Source organism: Pseudomonas sp. DNDY-54 (assembly GCF_019880365.1).
In the GTDB taxonomy this organism is placed as follows: domain Bacteria; phylum Pseudomonadota; class Gammaproteobacteria; order Pseudomonadales; family Pseudomonadaceae; genus Stutzerimonas; species Stutzerimonas stutzeri_P.
In genome coordinates this window covers 2,479,969-2,500,371 of sequence record NZ_CP082271.1, presented here as the reverse complement: position 1 = coordinate 2,500,371, position 20,403 = coordinate 2,479,969, and the positions used below count along the sequence as shown (strand labels likewise).

Below are 20,403 nucleotides of genomic sequence, written 5' to 3'. Positions count from 1 at the left end.
CATTCTTGCAAGGGGCCGCGACAACGCGGCCTCGATGTAGAACCGAATCAAATAGGACCCCAGCTAATGGCTATCGAGATCAAAGCCCCCCAATTTCCGGAATCGGTCGCTGACGGCACTGTCGCCACTTGGCACAAGCAGCCGGGCGAAGCGGTTAAGCGCGACGAGCTCATCGTTGACATCGAAACCGATAAAGTCGTGATGGAAGTACTGGCCGAAGCGGATGGCGTACTGACTGAAATCGTCAAGGATGAAGGCGACACCGTGCTGAGCGGCGAGCTACTCGGTAAGTTGGAGGCAGGCGGTACAGCTTCCGCTTCTGCGCCTGCTGCAGCCCCAGCTGAGACTACAGCTGCAGCCGCTGCTGCGCCCGCTGCAACAAGCGGTGAAGACGCCATCCTGGCGCCTGCCGCCCGCAAGCTGGCTGAAGAAAATGGTATCGACCCGAACAGCGTAAAGGGCACTGGCAAGGATGGCCGGGTGACTAAGGAAGACTTGGTTGCTGCGATCGAGGCCAAGAAGTCGGCCCCGGCTGCAGCCAAGCCTGCTGCGACTGCTGCTGCGCCTGTGGTTACCGCTGCCGGTGATCGTACTGAAAAGCGCGTACCGATGACCCGCTTGCGCGCGAAGGTTGCCGAGCGTCTGGTCGAAGCACAGTCGAACATGGCGATGCTGACCACCTTCAACGAAGTTGACATGACCGAAATCATGGCGCTGCGTTCGAAGTACAAAGACCTGTTCGAAAAGACTCACAATGGCGTGCGTCTTGGCTTCATGTCTTTCTTCGTCAAGGCTTCTGTTGAGGCGCTGAAGCGCTTCCCAGCTGTCAACGCATCGATTGACGGCACCGACATCGTCTACCACGGCTATCAAGACATCGGCGTCGCGGTCTCCAGCGATCGTGGCCTGGTTGTTCCGGTCCTGCGCAACGCTGAGCTGATGAACCTGGCCGAAGTCGAGAGCGGCATTGCCACCTTTGGTAAAAAGGCACGCGATGGGAAACTGTCGATCGACGAGATGACTGGCGGCACCTTCACCATCACCAACGGTGGTACCTTCGGCTCGATGATGTCGACTCCGATTGTCAACCCGCCTCAGGCAGCCATCCTGGGTATGCACAACATTATTCAGCGCCCTATGGCGATCAATGGCCAGGTGGTCATCCGTCCGATGATGTACCTCGCGCTGTCCTACGATCATCGTCTGATCGATGGCAAGGAAGCGGTTAGCTTCCTGGTGACCATCAAGAACCTGCTGGAAGATCCGGCCCGTCTGCTGCTGGATATCTAACAAGCGTCACGGGCTGCACTCAGCAGGCTAGGCATATGCCGGGCTTGCCGATTGCGGCCTTTTGACTTTGCTGCTTGCACTCAAGAGGATTCGCAATGAGCCAGAAATTCGACGTTGTCGTCATCGGTGCCGGCCCCGGTGGCTATGTAGCAGCCATTCGCGCAGCGCAACTGGGTCTTAAGACCGCTTGCATCGAAAAATATCAGGGTAAGGAAGGCAAGACCGCCCTTGGAGGCACCTGCCTGAACGTCGGTTGCATCCCGTCCAAGGCGCTGCTGGACAGCTCTTATAAATTCCACGAAGCGCATGAGAGCTTCAAGGTGCACGGGATCTCCACTGGCGAAGTGGCCATGGATGTTCCGACCATGGTCGCCCGTAAGGATCAGATCGTTAAGAACCTCACCGGCGGCGTTGCTGGCCTGATGAAGGCCAACGGTGTGACGGTGTTCGAAGGCCACGGCAAGCTGCTCAGCGGCAAGCAGGTCGAGGTTACTGGCCTGGACGGCAATGCGCAGGTGCTGGGTGCCGAAAATGTGATTCTGGCTTCCGGCTCAAAGCCGGTGGACATCCCGCCGGCTCCGGTCGATCAGAACATTATCGTCGACTCCACTGGCGCGCTGGATTTCCAAAGCGTTCCGGCCAAGCTGGGCGTAATCGGCGCCGGCGTTATTGGTCTGGAGCTGGGTTCGGTATGGGCGCGCCTGGGGGCTGAGGTCACCGTTCTGGAAGCAATGGACAAGTTCCTGCCAGCCGCGGATGAGCAGATCTCCAAGGAAGCGTTCAAGGTCCTCAGTAAGCAAGGGCTGAAAATACTGCTGGGTGCGCGCGTGACTGGCTCAGAAGTGAAGGGTGAACAGGTCACTGTCAACTTCACTAATGCTGAAGGCGAGCAGCAGCAGACCTTCGACAAGTTGATCGTTGCGGTTGGCCGTCGCCCAGTGACCACCGATCTGCTCGCAGCTGACGCGGGCGTTGATATGGACGAGCGTGGTTTTATCTACGTTGATGACTACTGTGCTACCAGCGTCCCGGGCGTGTACGCCATCGGTGACGTGGTACGCGGCGCCATGCTCGCCCACAAGGCCTCGGAAGAGGGTGTAATGGTCGCTGAGCGCATCGCGGGCCACAAATCCCAAATGAACTACGACCTGGTTCCGTCGGTCATCTATACCCACCCGGAAATCGCGTGGGTCGGCAAGACCGAGCAGGCGCTGAAAGGCGAGGGCGTTGAAATCAACGTCGGTACCTTCCCGTTCGCCGCCAGCGGTCGCGCCATGGCAGCTAACGACACCGCCGGTTTGGTCAAAGTCATCGCCGATGCCAAGACGGACCGTGTCTTGGGCGTCCACGTGATGGGGCCGGCTGCAGCCGAACTGGTTCAGCAAGGCGCGATCGGCATGGAATTCGGCACCAGTGCTGAAGACCTCGGAATGATGGTCTTCTCACATCCGACCATGTCCGAAGCGCTGCACGAAGCAGCACTGGCAGTGAATGGCCACGCCATCCACATTGCCAACCGCAAGAAGCGCTAACAACGCTGCGGTAAAAAGACGGCTTGCGTTGTTCTTTCAGAGGACGTCGCAAGCCGTTATACCTTCATACGCAAGGTATGACAGGTCTCTGAAAGGTGTTTTCGATAGTTTTCAGCGACTTGAGGCGACGCGGCATACATGCAACGTCTGATGCACATCAAACCGAACGGTAGCTAAGATGAATCTTCACGAATATCAGGGTAAGCAACTGTTTGCCGAGTACGGGTTGCCAGTTTCCAAAGGCTACGCAGTCGACAGTCCAAAGGAAGCGGCAGAGGCCTGTGATCGAATTGGCGGGACTGAGTGGGTGGTTAAAGCTCAGGTTCATGCTGGCGGTCGCGGCAAAGCGGGTGGCGTCAAACTGGTTCGTAGCAAGGATGAGGCTCGCGCTTTCGCTGAGCAGTGGCTGGATAAGCGTCTGGTGACCTACCAGACCGACGCCAACGGTCAGCCGGTAAGCCGGATCCTCGTAGAAGCCTGCACCGATATCGAGAAGGAGCTGTACCTGGGTGCGGTGGTCGATCGCGCTACTCGCCGGGTTGTGTTCATGGCATCCACCGAGGGCGGCGTGGACATCGAGAAGGTGGCTCACGACACGCCTGAGAAAATTCTCAAGGCGACGATCGATCCGCTGGTGGGTGCTCAACCGTTCCAAGGCCGCGAGCTGGCTTTCAAACTTGGCTTGAAAGGTGATCAGGTTAAGCAGTTCGTGCATATCTTCGTTGGGCTGGGCAAGCTCTTCGTCGATTACGATCTGGCGCTACTGGAAGTCAACCCGCTGGTCATCAAGAAAGACGGCAACCTGCATTGCCTGGATGCCAAGCTGAACATCGACAGCAACGCTATCTACCGTCAGCCCAAGCTGCGCGGCATGCAGGATCCTTCTCAGGACGACCCGCGCGAAGCCCACGCGGCGAAGTGGGAACTGAACTATGTGGCGCTGGATGGCAACATCGGTTGCATGGTTAACGGTGCGGGCCTGGCGATGGGCACCATGGACATCGTCAATCTGCACGGTGGCAAGCCAGCCAACTTCCTTGATGTCGGCGGCGGTGCAACCGAAGAGCGCGTCACCGAAGCGTTCAAGATCATCCTATCCGATGAAAATGTCGCCGCTGTACTGGTCAACATCTTCGGTGGCATCGTCCGTTGCGACATGATTGCCGAAGGCATCATCGGTGCGGTCAAGGAAGTCGGCGTAAAGGTGCCGGTTGTTGTTCGTCTGGAAGGCAACAATGCTGAGCTTGGCGCGAAAATGCTGGGTGAAAGTGGTCTGAACATCATCGGTGCGACCAGCCTGACCGATGCGGCCATTCAAGTCGTCAAAGCCGCGGAGGGCAAATAATGAGCGTTCTGATCAATAAAGACACTAAGGTCATCTGCCAGGGCTTCACAGGCTCTCAGGGAACCTTCCACTCCGAGCAGGCTATCGAATACGGCACCCAGATGGTCGGTGGTGTTACGCCGGGTAAGGGCGGCACCGTGCACCTCGGTCTGCCCGTTTTCAACACCGTAAAAGAAGCGGTGGAAGCGACCGGTGCGGACGCATCCGTTATCTATGTGCCTGCACCGTTTTGCAAGGACTCCATCCTTGAGGCCGCATTCAGTGGCATCAAGCTGATCGTCTGTATCACTGAAGGCATTCCGACCCTCGACATGCTTGAAGTGAAGATCAAGTGCGACGAGTTGGGTGTGCGCCTGATTGGCCCGAACTGCCCAGGCGTGATCACCCCCGGCGAGTGCAAGATCGGCATTCAGCCTGGCCATATCCACTTGCCTGGCAAGGTGGGTATCGTGTCGCGTTCCGGTACGCTGACCTATGAAGCGGTCAAGCAGACCACTGATGCCGGATTCGGTCAGTCCACCTGCGTCGGTATTGGTGGCGATCCGATCCCGGGATCGACCTTCATTGATATCCTCAAACTCTTCCAGGAAGACCCGCAGACCGAAGCGATCGTGATGATCGGTGAGATCGGTGGTTCGGCTGAGGAAGAAGCCGCGGCGTACATCAAGGCGAACGTGACCAAGCCAGTTGTCTCCTATATTGCCGGCGTGACGGCGCCTGCTGGCAAGCGCATGGGCCACGCCGGTGCGATCATTTCCGGCGGCAAGGGTACCGCGGACGAGAAATTCGCTGCGCTACAGGATGCCGGCGTCAAGACTGTGCGTTCGCTTGCAGATATCGGCAAAGCGCTTGCAGAGTTGACCGGTTGGGAAGTCAAGCAAGGCTAATGTGTCGCTTGCTGTAAAGAATGCCAGTCAGCTTGTCTGACTGGCATTTTTGTTTCTGACGTCTGGGTCTTTCACCACGCGGGCTAAGACGACGTCATTTCTCTGTACAGGCTGCCCGCCAAGCCTCGCCCTAGAGCGGGATTTCCTTTAAGGTTCGTCCTTTTTTCTCAGCCGGTCCGCACGGATCGCGTCTGGGACACACGCCCGGGTGCGTTACGTGCCTGAACCCTCTTGCAGTGGTGACACGATGACTCGACTGAAAGGCCTGGATCTGCTGGCCCTTGGATTCATGACATTTGCGCTTTTTCTAGGCGCAGGCAACATCATTTTCCCGCCGAGCGCCGGAATGGCTGCTGGGCAATCCATTTGGCCCGCTGCAGCGGGCTTTCTGTTGACCGGCGTCGGCTTGCCGCTGCTGACGGTGGTGGCCCTGGCGCGCGTCGGGGGTGGGATGGACAGGCTGACCGCGCCACTGGGTCGCGTAGCCGGCACGCTGTTGGCTGTGGCGGTGTATCTTGCCATCGGCCCGTTATTTGCGACGCCGCGCACCGCCGTTGTTTCCTTTGAAATGGGTGTGGCGCCATTTAGCGGGCAGTCGGCAACCTCGCTCGTTGTGTATACCGTGGTGTTCTTCGCTGCGACCTTGTTTCTCGTCCTAAACCCCGGACAGCTGGTCAATCGAGTGGGCAAGTTCATTACGCCGGTATTGCTGGCCGCCTTGCTGGTACTGGGTGGGGCGGCTCTTTTCGCACCCGCGGGAGAGATTGGCGCGACCGCTGAAAGCTACCGCAGCACTCCTCTGTTGAAGGGCTTTCTTGAAGGCTACCTGACGATGGATACGCTCGGTGCGTTGGTGTTCGGCATCGTGATCGCTACCGCCATTCGTGATCGAGGGGTGTCGGAGCCTACGCTTGTTACACGTTACTCAATGATTGCGGGTGCCATCGCGGCCATAGGGCTTTCACTCGTCTATCTGGCCCTGTTCTATCTTGGCGCCACCAGTCAAGGCATCGCCGGTGACGCCCAGAATGGCGTACAGATCCTGACGACTTATGTTCAGCATACCTTCGGCACCACGGGCAGCCTGTTACTCGCCGTGGTTATCACGTTGGCGTGTCTAACCACGGCGGTTGGCCTGACGACTGCCTGTGGGGAGTTCTTCAGCAGTTTGCTTCCCGTTAGCTATCGAGCGGTGGTGATTGTCTTCACCCTGTTCAGCCTTGCCGTCGCGAATCAGGGATTGACCCAGCTGATCAGTGTGTCCGTGCCGGTTCTCGTCGGGCTCTATCCTTTGGCGATCATGCTGGTTGCGCTGAGTCTGCTTGATCGTTGCTGGGTCTCGCCGAGCCGCGTTTTTGTTCCGGTAATGGCGGTGACGCTTGTATTCGGGGTTGTGGATGGTCTCTCGGCTGCCGGTTTCACGACTTTGGTGCCGGAGTTATTCACCGCGTTACCGTTGGCTGCGCAAAGCATGGGCTGGTTGGTGCCGGTCCTGGTGACTCTGTTGATCGCGTTTGTCATCGACCGGCTGCTGGCCAACGCATCGAACAGAGGCTGACAGCGGCGCGCTCTGAACGCTGAGACGTAACCATTCACGGACTATAATCAGGCGCGGGTTCCAGGGGGCTACTATGTCGATTCCGGGTCATCTTCTGCCGCATCTGATCGCTGTCGTCTGGTTCATTCTTTGCTGGGCGGGGTACACGCGATACGCGAGCTGGCGCGGACGGGATACGGCTTGCCTGGCTAGCGTCTTGCATTTGTATCGAGAGGACTGGATGCGGCGGCTCCTGTTGCGAGACAACCGGATCGCCGATGCGAATGTAATCGGCAACCTGGAGCGCAATGCCAGCTTCTTCGCTTCCAGCACGCTGATTATCCTCGCCGGTATTCTTACCGCATTGGGCGCCTCCGATAGAGCGGTCTCACTGTTAGCTGATCTGCCATTCGCTCAGCCGGTAAGCCGTGGGCTCTCCGAGATCAAGCTGCTCGCATTGGCGGTTGTTTTCGTCTATGCCTTCTTCACGTTCAGCTGGTGCATGCGGCAATACAACTTCTCCGCGGTGTTAGTGGCGTCTGCCCCTATGGCCGGTGAACGGAACGTCAGCGATCTGGAGCGCAAGTCCTTTGCGGAACGCGCTGCACGCGTCATTTCAATGGCCGCCAACCAGTTCAATTTTGGTCTTCGTGCGTATTACTTCGGTATGGCGATTCTGGCCTGGTTCGTTCATCCCTGGTTTTTCATGCTCGTTACTGCTGGAGTCGTGCTGATCTTGTACCGGCGAGAATTTCACTCGGACGTACTTGAGGTAATTGTGTTTACGCCAACCTTGCCGATCGACAGCGCTAAGGAATAGGGCGCGACCATCGAGCAGGTTAAACTGCTCGGCTTGATTCGATTGAGAGTTCGCATGAGCGATAAATTGATACTGGAGCGTACTCAACGCTTTCTTTCCATGTTGAGGCACTGCCAGGTTCTCGGCATGAACGTCGAGCACGCTGACGCCATTGGGCTCACGCTGCGCCTTCCCTACAGTGAGAAAATTGTCAGCAATCCGGAAACCGGGCTTGTCCACGGTGGGGCGATCACTACGCTGATGGACACGACCTGCGGTATCTCGACTGCATGCGCATTACCCGAGCTCGAAATCTGCCCCACCCTGGATTTGCGGATCGATTACATGCACCCCGCGGAGCCGAATCATGACGTATTCGGCTTCGCTGAATGCTACCGAGTCACGCCTACGGTGATCTTCACCCGCGGTGTTGCCTATCAGCGCGACATCAATGAGCCGATCGCGCACGTGGTAGGTGCGTTCATGCGCATGGGCGGCAAAAGCACAGTCGAGAATGCACCTGAGGTGCGCCAATGAGCCGGCTGGATCTTGATGCGTTGGTCAGTGAGGCTCACGCCAGTAACAATTACGATGCACTCCTGCAGATGGTGCCCTATGCGAGGCTCATCGGCATCGAATGTCTGCGGCTGGGTGACGAGATGGTGTTTCGGTTGCCTAAAAGCGAGGACAACATTGGAAACCCCACATTGCCGGCTATTCATGGTGGGGTGATCGCCGGCTTCATGGAGCACGCCGCGATGCTCCATTTGCTTATGTTCATGGGCGCGCCACATTTGCCCAAAATCATCGACTTCTCGATAGATTATCTTCGGGCGGGTCACTATCGTGACACCTTTGCCGCTTGCCAGGTCTGGCGCCAGGGGCGCCGCGTAGCCAACGTCGCCATTACGGCCTGGCAAACGAATCAGGCCGAGCCCATCGCCACCGCCCGTTGTCACTTCAAGGTCAACGAGCCCTGATACACCCCGCGGCTGCCATCAAGATGTCTCAAAGGTGATGAATGGATGCGTTGCTGATCCTGGGTGGGTTGCTGCTGATTGCACTTGGTCTCGTCTGGTTGATTATGTTGGCCTTCGGTACGGGGCTGTTGTGGGGCGTAGGCAGTCTGCTGCCGCCGGTTACTGCGCTTTACGCGCTCATGCATTGGAGAGTTGCGCGTAAGGCCGTCGGCCTGTCAGCGCTGGGAGTCATTCCGCTGGTAGTCGGCTTCACACTTCTCGCCAGCCATGACCCGGAGCGGATGGCCGCGATCACCAGTTTGAAATGGCTTGAGCCGAACGAACAAGAGCAGAGCGACCGGCTGACGATGCAGCTCAATGGTCAGCTTGACGGTCGTGCCTTCAAACCTCGCGTTGGCAGGTTCATTAATGGCGTTCTGACACTGCGTGAGGGGGACGGTCTGTTTGCCCGACAGGAAGTGCGCATTCGCCTCGGCGCGACCTCGCCTGGCGCACTTGAAGTTGATGTGCTTCCCCAGGACGCCAGCCCAGGGGCTGAGGTAGAAATCAGTTGGTTGCGACCCGAGCAGGAGCTGCCAGAAGCGCGCCGGGTCCAGAGCGGTTACACACTGCACTTGAATCTACAGCCGGTGCCGCCAAACAAGCTGGCGGGAGATTTCCACCTGGTCCTGCCGGCCAGCTACCGCACGAGTCTCAGCGGCCATGTCGAAGTATTCACCGATGACCTGCGCTATATCGCGGGTCGGGTGGACATGAACTACGACTCTGCGGATACGCTCGCTTATTTGGCGAAAGATTATTTGCAGCGTCGTTTCGAGACGCGAGCAGTGACCGTCGAATCGTTGGAGCCGGTCAGTTTTCCTGCATCAGAGATGGTGATCGCCGTACGCGCGGACGTAAAGGGTACTGCCGCTCGTTACGAACTAGGCCTTCACAAGGGTAACCGGGGGTGGGAGGTCAATGACGATGCCTATCCAGCATTAGCTGCAGAAGCGGATACGCCGCCTGAAGGCGAGGCCGTCCAAGCGATGCCGCTCGCGGAGGTTGTGCCACCGCCTCGCATCGATCGCCGTCCACGGTTTTCTTTGGCGCTGCTGCTGCGCAATCCGACGCGCTACGAGCATCTGTTGATGCGTGCTCATACAGAGCGTGGCGGGATGGCAGAGGGGCGCTTCGCGGGTATCGATCGAGACGGCAACGTTGCAATCCGACGACAGCTGAAGGGGCCGGGAGAAGCGGTCTACAACCTAGCCCCCGCCGATATCGTCCTCCTTGAACTGCTCGAGCCATAGCGTCCCTAACGGCAGGTGCAGGTCGGCGCAGGGTGCTGACGGATGAGCCTGGTACTTGAATTCTTGCATCGTGCCCCCATCTGCTTGTCATCGCCGCAGCCGCGGCCCGTGCCATTGACGATGTGGGAGTTTGCAAGACCATGAGTGTGGAGACTCAAAACAAAGAAACCCTGGGCTTCCAGACCGAAGTGAAGCAACTGCTTCACCTGATGATTCATTCTCTTTATTCGAACAAGGAAATCTTCCTTCGAGAATTGATTTCAAACGCTTCGGATGCCGCTGACAAGCTGCGCTTCGAGGCGCTGGCAAAGCCCGAATTGCTCGAGGGCGGGTCTGATCTGAAGATTCGCGTGAGCTTCGATAAGGACGCCAAAACGGTCACCCTCGATGACAACGGCATTGGGATGAACCGTGATGACGTTATCACCCATCTCGGCACGATCGCCAAATCAGGTACGGCTGATTTCATGAAGCACCTGACGGGCGATCAGAAAAAGGACTCGCACCTGATTGGGCAGTTTGGTGTGGGCTTCTATTCCGCATTCATCGTCGCCGATCAGGTTGAGGTCTTCAGCCGCCGCGCAGGCACACCTGCTGGCGAAGGCGTGTACTGGTCATCAAAAGGCGAGGGCGAGTTCGAGGTCGCCACGATTGACAAGCCTGAGCGCGGTACTCGCATCGTGCTGCATTTGAAATCGGGCGAGGAAGAGTTCGCCGATGGCTGGCGCCTACGCAACATCATCAAGAAGTACTCCGACCATATCGCCCTGCCGATCGAGCTACCGAAAGAGGTCCACGGTGAGGAGAACGACAAGCCCGCCGAGCCCGAGTGGGAAACTGTCAACCGCGCCAGCGCGCTCTGGACGCGTGCCCGTACCGAGATCAAGGACGAGGAGTATCAGGAGTTTTATAAGCACGTCGGGCACGACTTTGAAAACCCGCTGGCCTGGAGCCACAACAAAGTAGAAGGAAAACTCGAGTACACCTCATTGCTCTATGTTCCGGGCCGCGCACCGTTTGATCTTTATCAGCGGGAAGCGCCCAAGGGGCTGAAGCTGTACGTGCAGCGCGTGTTCATCATGGATCAGGCGGACGAGTTTTTGCCGCTGTACCTGCGGTTCATTAAGGGTGTGGTCGATTCTAACGACCTGTCGCTGAACGTCTCGCGGGAGATCCTGCAGAAGGATCCGGTCATCGATTCGATGAAGTCGGCGCTCACCAAGCGCGTCCTGGACATGCTTGAAAAATTGGCCAAGGACAAACCGGAAGACTACAAGAACTTCTGGAAGCAATTCGGCCAGGTGCTCAAGGAAGGTCCGGCTGAAGATTTCGCCAACAAGGAGAAGATTGCCGGCCTCCTGCGTTTCGCCTCTACCCAGGATGCCTCGGGTGAGCAAAGCGTGTCGTTGGCCGATTACCTCGGGCGGGTCAAAGAAGGACAGGACAAGATCTACTTCCTCACGGGGGAGAGCTACGCTCAGGTCAAGAACAGCCCGCACCTCGAGGTCTTCCGCAAGAAGGGCATCGAGGTGCTGCTGCTGACCGATCGCATCGACGAGTGGCTGATGAGCTACCTCACCGAGTTCGATGGCAAGCAGTTCGTTGATGTTGCCCGCGGTGATCTGGACCTTGGCAAGCTGGACTCTGAAGAGGATAAGAAAGCCCAGGAAGAAATTGCCAAGACTAAAGAAGGGCTGGTCGAGCGTCTCAAGACTGCGTTGGGTGATGCTGTGGCTGAGGTGCGTGTCTCGCACCGCCTCACCGATTCGCCAGCGATCCTTGCGATCGGTGAGCAGGATCTTGGATTGCAGATGCGCCAGATCCTTGAGGCCAGCGGGCAGAAGGTGCCAGACGCCAAGCCGATCTTCGAAATCAATCCGCAGCATCCCCTGATCGAAAAGCTGGACGCGGAACCTGACGAGGATCGCTTCGCTGATTTGTCACACATCCTGTTTGATCAAGCCGCGCTTGCGGCCGGGGACAGCCTCAAAGATCCGGCAGCCTACGTACAGCGTCTGAACAAGTTGTTGATTGAGCTTTCGGCTTAACTCGCAACCGGAACGAAAAAGGCCCGTCACTGACGGGCCTTTTTTTGTTTTGCTGGGTGTGGGGGTGCTTCTTCGTAAGCTGACGGACGTCCTGCGGCATGGGAGCGCTTGATAACTAGCCGACGGCGGACGCGCCTCATCAACGAGCGAAACGACCGGCAACTATGAACCGCAGTGCTACAGGGCGGTCTATCCGCATGGTTATCTGGAGGTCACTGGTTGTTTAATTTACGAAACTGTTTCGCCGCGCTGTGCCTGATCACCTCGATCGCACCGGTATATGCACGCGACTACCACTACAGCGATGCGCATCTTCATTTTGTTGATTTCTTTCAAGAAAGCGATGGAATGAGCAAGCTGCTCGAGGCAATGGATGCGGGCGACATTGATCACGTCATGATCAGCGGCATTCCGGTCGCTAAGAAATGGCATGAAAACGAGCCCAAGCGACCCCGCTATTACGCCGGTGATGACGCCCCCGTGTATTGGTATAGCGCAACCGATGTCGTCGTTGCGGCCGCACTAAAGGAGCTGGACGAGGAGCAGCGAAGCCGCTTTCATCCGTTTCTCTCTGGTTTCAACCCCAATGACAAGAATGCTGACGCGCATATTCGGCGGATGCTCGACCTCGACCCAGGTCTCTGGCAGGGTCTAGGCGAGGTATTCACACGTCACGATGATGTGACGGCGCTGACCGAAGGCGATACGCCACGCGCAAATAACGAGGCATTGACACGCGTCTATCACTTGGCTGCCGAGTTTGACCTGCCGGTGATGTTGCATTCGAACATCACCTCCAAGCGCGAGCGCAATCCGCTATACCTGACCGAGCTAGAGGAGGCCCTGCGCAATCATCCGCATACGCGCTTCATTTGGGCTCATGCGGGAACGAGCATGGAGCTGCATCGGCATCAAGAAAAGCTCGATTTTTTGCTGCCGACCGTGAAACGCCTGCTGACCGATTATCCCAATCTGTACATCGATCTCTCTTGGACCATGCTTCGTCCCTACCTGCTGGATGACGCAGGTAAGCCTGATACCGGTTGGGTTTCTTTGATCGAGCAGCATCCGACGCGGTTCATGATCGGCTCTGACGTGGTCGGCCGGTTTGACGGGCTGGGTGAGGGTATGCGCGCGTTCGATCCGTTTCTCGATGCGTTACCAGCAGATATAGCGCGTCAGGTGGCACGCGATAACTTCCTTGCTGTCCTGCCGCGAAAACGGCAGTCCGAGCTTCAATGATGTGCTAGGTGGCATTTCAGTGGCACGTTATGGCGTTAAAGCCGCTCGTCGGGCGCCGCGTCGTGTTGTCTGTTTTTTGGCGTCAAAACACTCAAGTTTCGCCTGACCCGTTCCGATAGCTGATTGGTCAAACGCTGGCACCGCAGCGTACCCATGGAGCAGGAATTCCCATGTCGATCCGTAATATGAGTGTATCCATCCGTTCCGCTGCCGGATTTGGCCTGATTGGTCTGATCGTGCTTGTGCTTGGCTTGTTCTCGTTGAATCAGATGGCTGAGATGCGCGAGGAGTCGAGTCAGGTTGATCAAAATTGGTTGCCGAGCATCGTAAGCCTAGGCGATCTAAACGCTTCCATGCTGCGGATTCGCGCATTGACTATGCGGTTGATGCTTGTGGACGGAGAGGCTATTTCCGCGACTGATCAATCGCTGACTAAGCTCGTTGGTGAAATCGGCACGCTAAACTCGGCTTACGAAAAGCGCATCACTATTCCTGAAGAGAAGGCTGCCTAAGAAAGATTTGCCAGCGCACAAAAACTCTATTTCTCGGAGCAAGGCAAAATAGCGAGCTTAGTCAGGCAGGGCGCGCTAGATCAGGCGATTGTTCTCATGGGGGGAGCGATTAATAGTCACGCGGATGACATGACGCGTGCCCTGCTTGACCTTCAGCGTATCAACAGCGATGAAGCAGGCTCCGCAGCGGAACGCTCAGTGGCCGTGTACGAGAGCGCGCTCATGTGGGTAGTGATCACGATTGCTCTTGCTGCCATCGCAACGGTCATCCTGGCGCTAATGTTCACGCGCAGTATCGTTCGTCCGTTGAACCAAGCATTGACGGTCGCTGAAACAGTCGCTTCCGGGGACCTTACGCAAGAGTTCGTGATTGACGGTAAAGACGAACCAGCACGTCTGCTTGCTGCACTGAAGACCATGCAGCTCAGTTTGCGGCGCACGATTCAGGGTATTTCGGACTCCTCCAACCAGCTGGCGTCAGCGGCGGAGGAGCTCAATGCGGTTACTGAAGACTCGAGTCGGGGATTGCATCAGCAGAACCACGAGATCGAGCAGGCCGCTACGGCAGTTAATGAGATGACCGCAGCGGTGGACGAGGTCGCGCGTAATGCAGTCGCCACATCCGAGGCTTCCCGTGAGTCGGACGCCACCGCACAGCACGGCCGTCAGCAGGTCATCAAAACAGTCGACTCGATAGGGCTGCTCGCGAATGACGTGACGACCACCGCAACGCAGGTTGAGCAATTGGCCGGGCAGGTTCGTGACATCAGCAAGGTCCTGGATGTGATTCGCTCGATTGCCGAGCAGACCAATCTGCTGGCGCTCAACGCCGCAATCGAGGCTGCGCGCGCAGGTGATGCCGGGCGCGGGTTTGCCGTCGTGGCAGACGAGGTGAGGGCGCTGGCGCATCGCACGCAGCAGTCCACGCAGGAAATCGAACAGATGATTGGCGATGTTCACCAAGGCACCGACAAGGCTGTACTCGCTATGCAGACGAGTAACGAGCGTGCCCGTACTACGCTCGATGTAGCACGCACCGCCGGTGATGCGCTGGACGACATCGCGCGTGCGATCAGCCAGATCAGTGAGCGCAATCTCGTCATCGCTAGCGCCTCGGAAGAGCAGGCTCAGGTCGCCCGTGAGGTTGACCGCAACCTGGTCAATATCCGCGACCTGTCATTGCAGTCTTCTGCGGGCGCCAACCAGACCAGCGCAGCCAGTCAGGAGTTGGCGCGACTAGCGATTGATCTGAACGAGTTGGTGGCACGCTTCCGCATCTGACGTCGCACGGCGACGCCCCCATCCGGCGGGGCGTCGTTAATCAATGTCTCGCGATGATCTGGCACCGTCGTGTTGGTCTCAGAGCTGGGCAGAACGGGCTGAGATGCGTACCATTCGGCGTTTTTAGTCTGGCGCTGCCGCCGCGCTCATAGCGTCGACGCGTATGCCCGGTCCCGCCTCTTACGCCGAGACTCCGTGATGTCCAACCTCTCAAGTCGCCTTTTCAGAGCCTATAACCGTGTCAGCCTGGTGACGCAGATTGTTATTGGACTTGCCGCCGGTTGCCTGCTCGCATGGCTTTCACCCCAAACCGCGACATCATTCAGTTTGCTGGGCGATCTGTTCGTGTCGGGACTGAAAGCTGTCGCGCCTATCTTGGTTTTCGTATTGGTAACCGCCTCGCTGGCCAACCATAAGCGCGGACAGCCGACCCATATCCGACCGATTCTGGTGCTTTACGCGTTAGGTACCTTGAGTGCGGCTGCGGTTGCCGTCATTGCCAGTACGCTATTTCCCACGAGCCTCACATTGATCAGCCAGGCGAGTGATGTGGTGCCGCCCTCGGGCGTCGGCGCCGTCCTGCAAACGCTGCTGTTCAATATTGTTGATAACCCTGTTCATGCGCTCATCGAGGGCAACTTCATCGGCATCCTGGCATGGGCGATAGGCTTGGGTATTGCCTTTCGTCATTCGCGGGAAAGTACGCGTGACCTGATTGCGGACATCTCCGAGGGCGTCACGTTGATCGTCAAAGTCGTGATCCGCTTCGCGCCGCTAGGGATTTTCGGTCTGGTTGCCGGGACACTTGCCGAGTCGGGTTTCTCGGCGCTCGCGGGTTACTTGCGTTTGCTGCTGGTTCTCGTCGGTAGCATGGTCTTTATGGCATTGGTGATGAACCCGCTGATCGTGTTCTGGCAGATCCGCCGAAATCCTTATCCACTTGTCTTCACGTGCTTGCGAGAAAGCGGCATCACCGCGTTCTTCACGCGAAGTTCGGCAGCCAATATTCCGGTCAACATGCAGCTCTGCGAGCGTCTCGGATTGCATAAGGACACCTATTCGGTGTCGATCCCCCTGGGTGCAACGATCAACATGGGTGGTGCGGCGATTACCATTACCGTACTGACCCTGGCGGCCGCCAATACGCTGGGCATCGTCGTGGATATCCCGACGGCGATTCTGCTCAGCCTGCTGGCCGCTATCTGCGCCTGTGGTGCGTCCGGTGTGGCAGGTGGTTCGTTGTTACTGATCCCGCTGGCGTGCAGCTTGTTCGGAATTTCCAATGATCTGGCGATGCAGGTCGTGGCGGTCGGTTTCATCATTGGAGTGGTGCAGGATTCGACCGAGACAGCGCTGAATTCATCTACAGACGCACTCTTCACTGCCGCGTCCTGTATCGCCCATGGCGACGTAACGGAAGAGGTACCGGTCTGAGCGTCATTCCGGTGCGCCGCAACCACGCCTTGATCTGGCGACAGCACCCAACGATCTGCCGCGGCGCAGGCTGAGGTGGATCGTTCAGCCGGATACCCAAACAGTCCATAAACAACAACGGCGCCCTAAGGCGCCGTTGTTGTGATGTGACTGTGGCTGATCAGCCTTTCCAGCGCTTGAGTACCAGCGTTGCGTTGGTGCCGCCAAAGCCGAAGCTGTTGCTCATGACCAGATCGATCTTGGCATCGTTGCGGGTCTCGCGAACGATCGGCATGTCAGCAACTTCCGAGTCCAGCTCATCAATGTTCGCAGAGCCAGCGATGAAGTTGCCCTGCATCATCAGCATGCAATAGATCGCCTCATGAACGCCGGCGGCGCCCAGCGAGTGACCAGACAGGCTCTTGGTCGAGCTGATGGCCGGGATCTTGTCGCCAAACATGTTGCGTACGGCCTTGCTCTCAGCGACGTCTCCCACAGGGGTGGAAGTGCCGTGGGTGTTGAGGTAGTCGATGTCGCCGTCGACCGTTGCCATCGCTTGCTGCATGCAGCGCAGCGCGCCTTCACCACTCGGAGCAACCATGTCATAACCGTCGGAAGTAGCGCCGTAGCCGACGATTTCCGCGTAAATCTTCGCGCCGCGCTTGAGCGCATGCTCCAGCTCTTCTACTACCACCATGCCGCCACCGCCAGCGATGACGAAACCGTCACGCTTGGCGTCGTAGGCGCGAGAGGCTTTTTCCGGCGTCTCGTTGTACTGGCTCGAAAGTGCGCCCATGGCATCGAACAGGCAGCTCTGGCTCCAATGTTCTTCTTCACCACCACCGGCAAACACAACGTCCTGCTTGCCCATCTGGATCTGCTCCATCGCGTGACCAATGCAATGCGCGCTGGTGGCGCAAGCCGAAGCGATGGAGTAGTTGATGCCCTTGATACGGAAAGGTGTGGCGAGGCACGCGGAAACCGTGCTGCTCATGGTGCGCGGTACGCGATACGGGCCGATGCGCTTGACGCCTTTGTCGCGCAGGATGTCGATGGCTTCCATCTGGTTGATGGTCGATGCACCACCCGAACCGGCGATCAGCCCGATGCGAGGGTTGGAGATATCTTCGGCGCTGAGGCCAGAATCTTCCAGTGCCTGCTGCATGGCCAGATACGCATAAGCCGCAGCATCGCCCATGAAACGCAGCACCTTACGGTCAATCAGCTCTTCGAGGTTCAGGTCGACTGAGCCTGAAACCTGGCTGCGTAGACCCATATCCGCATAGGCCTGGTTAAAGCGAATGCCTGGGCGGCTAGCGCGCAGGTTGGCGGAGACAGTGTCTTTGTCATTGCCGAGGCAGGAAACGATACCCAGGCCGGTAATCACGACGCGACGCATGCGGAAGTCCTTCAAAAGCTATCGGTAGATGTAAACAGGCCGACGCGTAAGCCTTCGGCGCTGTAGATCTCGCGCCCATCAACGCTGACGGTTCCGTCGGCAATGCCGAGAACCAATGAGCGACTAATGGTGCGTTTGATATGAATGTTGTAGGTGACCTTCTTGGCGGTCGGCAGAACCTGGCCAAAGAACTTCACTTCGCCAGAGCCCAGCGCACGACCACGGCCAGGGTTGCCCTGCCAGCCGAGGTAGAAGCCGACCAGCTGCCACATGGCATCAAGACCAAGGCAGCCGGGCATGACCGGATCACCCTCGAAATGGCAGGCAAAGAACCAGAGATCAGGATTGATATCCAGCTCGGCGACCAACTCGCCCTTGCCGTACTTGCCGCCCACTTCGCTGATATGAACGATGCGATCGACCATCAGCATATTCGGTGCGGGCAGTTGCGCATTACCGGGCCCGAACAGCTCGCCGCGGCTGCAACGGAGCAGATCTTCCCGAGTAAAGGCCTGTTGTTTGGTCATGCGTATTCCTCAATGGTCCCTTTATGGAGGGCTTGCTGCTTTCTATCTGACTCAAAAAAAACGGAGAGTCCGATCATAAAGTCTAATCGTAGACTGCCACCTTGCGCCGAAAGTCACAGGGCAGCGGACATGGATAACTGCTCGTTCCAGGCTACTTCGAGAAGGCCGTAGTAGAAACGGGCCGATACTTTAACACTCCTGGCCCGCGACAACGACCATGTGACGTCTTGTCCGGTTATAGACGATAGGGGGATCTGTTGCGATGCGGTGCCCTGGGCGAGGTCAGCACACGGACGCTTCGCTGATCTTCTGGTCCGCAAAAACTGTAACCTGATGATTCCAATGGCGGTTGGGTTGCACTGGCTGTGCTTCGAACGCTACGTATAATGCCGATCATTGCCCTCGGTGGCTCAAACGGATAGCCCATGACTGAACAGCAACCCATAGCGGTGCTAGGCGGCGGTAGCTTTGGTACCGCTATCGCCAATCTACTCGCCGAGAACGGCCACAGCGTCCGGTTATGGATGCGTGATCCCGAGCAGGCTGAAAGCATTCGTACCCAGCGACAGAATCCTCGTTATCTCAAGGGTGTGACGGTGCTCCCTGAGGTCCAGCCGGTTACTGATCTGGCGTTGACGCTGACGGACTGCGATCTGGTTTTCGTGGCGTTGCCGTCCAGTGCGCTGCGCCAGGCTTTGTCTCCTTTCACCCAGCAATTAGCGGGAAAAATGCTGGTGAGTACGACGAAGGGCATCGAGGCTCACGGCTTCATGCTGATGAGTCAGATTCTTGAAGAGATCGCACCGCTGGCCCGCATTGGCGTGATCTCCGGGCCTAATCTGGCGCGTGAGGTCGCCGAGCATGCACTCACCGCGACCGTGGTTGCCAGCGCCGACGAGGCACTATGCTTAAGCGTTCAACAGGCTCTGCATGGCCGAACGTTTCGAGTCTATGCCAGCGCCGACCGGTTTGGTGTGGAGCTCGGAGGGGCGTTGAAAAATGTCTACGCAATCATGGCCGGCATGGCCGCCGCGATGGGCATGGGCGAAAACACGCGCAGCATGTTAATTACACGTGCGCTCGCCGAAATGACCCGTTTCGCCGTGAGATTAGGGGCCAATCCCATGACATTCCTGGGGCTGGCGGGGGTCGGAGATTTGATCGTTACTTGCACCTCAGCGAAAAGTCGCAACTTTCAGGTCGGCTACGCGCTCGGCGAGGGTTTGACGCTTGAGCAAGCCGTATCGCGCCTCGGGGAGGTCGCTGAAGGGGTCAATACCATCAAGGTACTAAAGAGTAAGGCTGAGGAACTTCAGGTCTATATGCCGCTGGTCACTGGGCTACATGCCATCCTGTACGAGGGGCGTACGCTTGAGCAGGTCATTGGGCTGCTAATGCGCGGCGAGCCGAAGACCGACGTGGATTTTATTTCCACCGACGGCTTCTGAGAACGATAAGGAGACGTGGATGAATACATCACAACGCAGCGCGGATCGTGAGTCGCTGATCTTGCGCGCCCTCTGGATGCTGGTTTTCTTTTTTGTCTGGCAGGTGGCCGAGCTCGTGCTCCTGGTTATCGTGGTCGCGCAGCTGGTTCTGCATGCGGTGAATGGTAAGGCCAACGTAAGCCTGCAAGAGCTTGGGGACAGCCTCAGTCAGTACGTCGCGCAAATAGGGCGTTTCGGCACGTTTAATACCGATCGCAAGCCCTGGCCGATGTCTGATTGGCCTAAGCCGCGTCCAGCTGATACCGAAACGGTTGCGCCCGTGACGCCAACCCCGCCAGAGCAGGAGCCGCAGCCATGAAGTTGTGGCTGCTGCGTCATGGCGAGGCTGAACCCAAGGCCCGTACCGACGCGGAACGGAATCTGACAGGTAAGGGGCGAGTCGAGGTGGAACGTGCCGCCACTTATCTGCAGGAACAACCGCTCCAGGCAATTCTCGCTAGCCCTTACCAGCGCGCCCAGCAGACTGCCGAGATCATTCGGCAGGCGCTTGGCTTCGCTGGACCGGTCGAGACGGTGCCATGGCTCACGCCTGAGACCGACCCGACTGACGCATTGCTCTATCTCGATCGCCGTACCGAGCAAGATATTTTGCTCGTGACCCACCAGCCCTTTGTCGGTGTGTTCGGCGGATGGCTGATTGGCGGTCATCGCAATGCGCCGCTACCGATGGCTACCGCCAGTCTGGCCGAGCTGGAAGGCGACTATCTGGCAGCCGGACTGATGCGTCTCATCGCGCTGCGGCATGCAGAACAGTCGCTGCCTTCTTCCAAAAAAAGCAGTACATAGCAAATTCTGAAAACACAAAATAAGA

Annotated in this window: 19 protein-coding genes; 17 read left to right on the top strand and 2 right to left on the bottom strand. The window is 57.8% G+C overall.

Annotated features, from left to right (window positions below; all coding sequences use genetic code 11):
* The first annotated feature begins 66 nt into the window (after positions 1-66).
* From odhB to sstT, 14 genes are all read left to right on the top strand, one after another.
* Complete coding sequence (gene odhB, locus K4O48_RS11560; protein WP_222908366.1) at positions 67-1,290, top strand: 2-oxoglutarate dehydrogenase complex dihydrolipoyllysine-residue succinyltransferase; 1,224 nt, start codon at positions 67-69, stop codon at positions 1,288-1,290.
* A 95-nt stretch (positions 1,291-1,385) separates the two neighbouring features.
* Positions 1,386-2,822, top strand: a complete 1,437-nt coding sequence (gene lpdA / locus K4O48_RS11555) for a dihydrolipoyl dehydrogenase (protein ID WP_222908365.1) — start codon at positions 1,386-1,388, stop codon at positions 2,820-2,822.
* A 178-nt stretch (positions 2,823-3,000) separates the two neighbouring features.
* The gene (gene sucC, locus K4O48_RS11550) at positions 3,001-4,167 is read left to right on the top strand and encodes an ADP-forming succinate--CoA ligase subunit beta (protein WP_222908364.1); all 1,167 of its coding nucleotides are present in this window, start codon (positions 3,001-3,003) and stop codon (positions 4,165-4,167) included.
* Positions 4,167-5,054, top strand: a complete 888-nt coding sequence (sucD, locus tag K4O48_RS11545; protein ID WP_222908363.1) for a succinate--CoA ligase subunit alpha — start codon at positions 4,167-4,169, stop codon at positions 5,052-5,054. The genes sucC and sucD overlap by 1 nt, the downstream gene beginning before the upstream one ends.
* Positions 5,055-5,301: 247 nt before the next feature.
* Positions 5,302-6,612, top strand: a complete 1,311-nt coding sequence (gene brnQ / locus K4O48_RS11540) for a branched-chain amino acid transport system II carrier protein (protein ID WP_222908362.1) — start codon at positions 5,302-5,304, stop codon at positions 6,610-6,612.
* Between the two features lie 73 nt (positions 6,613-6,685).
* The gene (locus K4O48_RS11535) at positions 6,686-7,411 is read left to right on the top strand and encodes a DUF599 domain-containing protein (RefSeq protein ID WP_222908361.1); all 726 of its coding nucleotides are present in this window, start codon (positions 6,686-6,688) and stop codon (positions 7,409-7,411) included.
* A 54-nt stretch (positions 7,412-7,465) separates the two neighbouring features.
* Positions 7,466-7,927: a PaaI family thioesterase gene (locus tag K4O48_RS11530; protein WP_222908360.1), complete on the top strand. Its 462-nt coding sequence runs from the start codon at positions 7,466-7,468 to the stop codon at positions 7,925-7,927.
* Positions 7,924-8,370 carry a PaaI family thioesterase gene (locus K4O48_RS11525; protein ID WP_222908359.1) on the top strand — a complete coding sequence of 149 codons (447 nt, stop codon included), beginning with the start codon at positions 7,924-7,926 and terminating at the stop codon, positions 8,368-8,370. Before K4O48_RS11530 ends, K4O48_RS11525 begins: the two co-directional genes overlap by 4 nt.
* Before the next feature lie 41 nt (positions 8,371-8,411).
* Positions 8,412-9,662: an MFS transporter gene (locus K4O48_RS11520; RefSeq protein WP_222908358.1), complete on the top strand. Its 1,251-nt coding sequence runs from the start codon at positions 8,412-8,414 to the stop codon at positions 9,660-9,662.
* A gap of 140 nt (positions 9,663-9,802) precedes the next feature.
* A complete protein-coding gene (gene htpG, locus K4O48_RS11515; protein WP_222908357.1) occupies positions 9,803-11,710 on the top strand; it encodes a molecular chaperone HtpG in 1,908 nt (635 codons plus the stop codon).
* Positions 11,711-11,929: 219 nt separating this feature from the next.
* A complete protein-coding gene (locus K4O48_RS11510; RefSeq protein ID WP_222908356.1) occupies positions 11,930-12,952 on the top strand; it encodes an amidohydrolase family protein in 1,023 nt (340 codons plus the stop codon).
* Positions 12,953-13,122: 170 nt separating this feature from the next.
* Complete coding sequence (locus K4O48_RS20740; protein WP_409518901.1) at positions 13,123-13,464, top strand: MCP four helix bundle domain-containing protein; 342 nt, start codon at positions 13,123-13,125, stop codon at positions 13,462-13,464.
* A gap of 222 nt (positions 13,465-13,686) precedes the next feature.
* On the top strand, positions 13,687-14,745 hold the full coding sequence (locus K4O48_RS11505; protein ID WP_409518948.1) for a methyl-accepting chemotaxis protein: 1,059 nt from the start codon (positions 13,687-13,689) through the stop codon (positions 14,743-14,745).
* Positions 14,746-14,943: 198 nt separating this feature from the next.
* Complete coding sequence (sstT, locus tag K4O48_RS11500; RefSeq protein ID WP_222908355.1) at positions 14,944-16,179, top strand: serine/threonine transporter SstT; 1,236 nt, start codon at positions 14,944-14,946, stop codon at positions 16,177-16,179.
* A 160-nt stretch (positions 16,180-16,339) separates the two neighbouring features.
* Here the strand turns inward: sstT and fabB are convergent, their stop codons facing one another.
* Both fabB and fabA read right to left on the bottom strand, forming a co-directional pair.
* On the bottom strand, positions 16,340-17,557 hold the full coding sequence (gene fabB, locus K4O48_RS11495; protein ID WP_222908354.1) for a beta-ketoacyl-ACP synthase I: 1,218 nt from the start codon (positions 17,555-17,557) through the stop codon (positions 16,340-16,342).
* Between the two features lie 11 nt (positions 17,558-17,568).
* Entirely contained in the window at positions 17,569-18,084 is a 516-nt protein-coding gene (fabA, locus tag K4O48_RS11490; protein WP_045426348.1) for a 3-hydroxyacyl-[acyl-carrier-protein] dehydratase FabA, read from the bottom strand.
* Between the two features lie 425 nt (positions 18,085-18,509).
* Here fabA and K4O48_RS11485 point away from each other — a divergent pair, with 425 nt between their 5' ends.
* The 3 genes from K4O48_RS11485 to sixA are packed head-to-tail and all read left to right on the top strand — an operon-like array spanning position 18,510 to position 20,378.
* The gene (locus K4O48_RS11485; protein ID WP_222908353.1) at positions 18,510-19,532 is read left to right on the top strand and encodes an NAD(P)H-dependent glycerol-3-phosphate dehydrogenase; all 1,023 of its coding nucleotides are present in this window, start codon (positions 18,510-18,512) and stop codon (positions 19,530-19,532) included.
* 19 nt (positions 19,533-19,551) lie between these two features.
* On the top strand, positions 19,552-19,890 hold the full coding sequence (locus K4O48_RS11480; RefSeq protein ID WP_222908352.1) for a DUF4389 domain-containing protein: 339 nt from the start codon (positions 19,552-19,554) through the stop codon (positions 19,888-19,890).
* Positions 19,887-20,378 carry a phosphohistidine phosphatase SixA gene (gene sixA / locus K4O48_RS11475; protein ID WP_222908351.1) on the top strand — a complete coding sequence of 164 codons (492 nt, stop codon included), beginning with the start codon at positions 19,887-19,889 and terminating at the stop codon, positions 20,376-20,378. The genes K4O48_RS11480 and sixA overlap by 4 nt, the downstream gene beginning before the upstream one ends.
* The last annotated feature ends 25 nt before the right edge of the window (positions 20,379-20,403 follow it).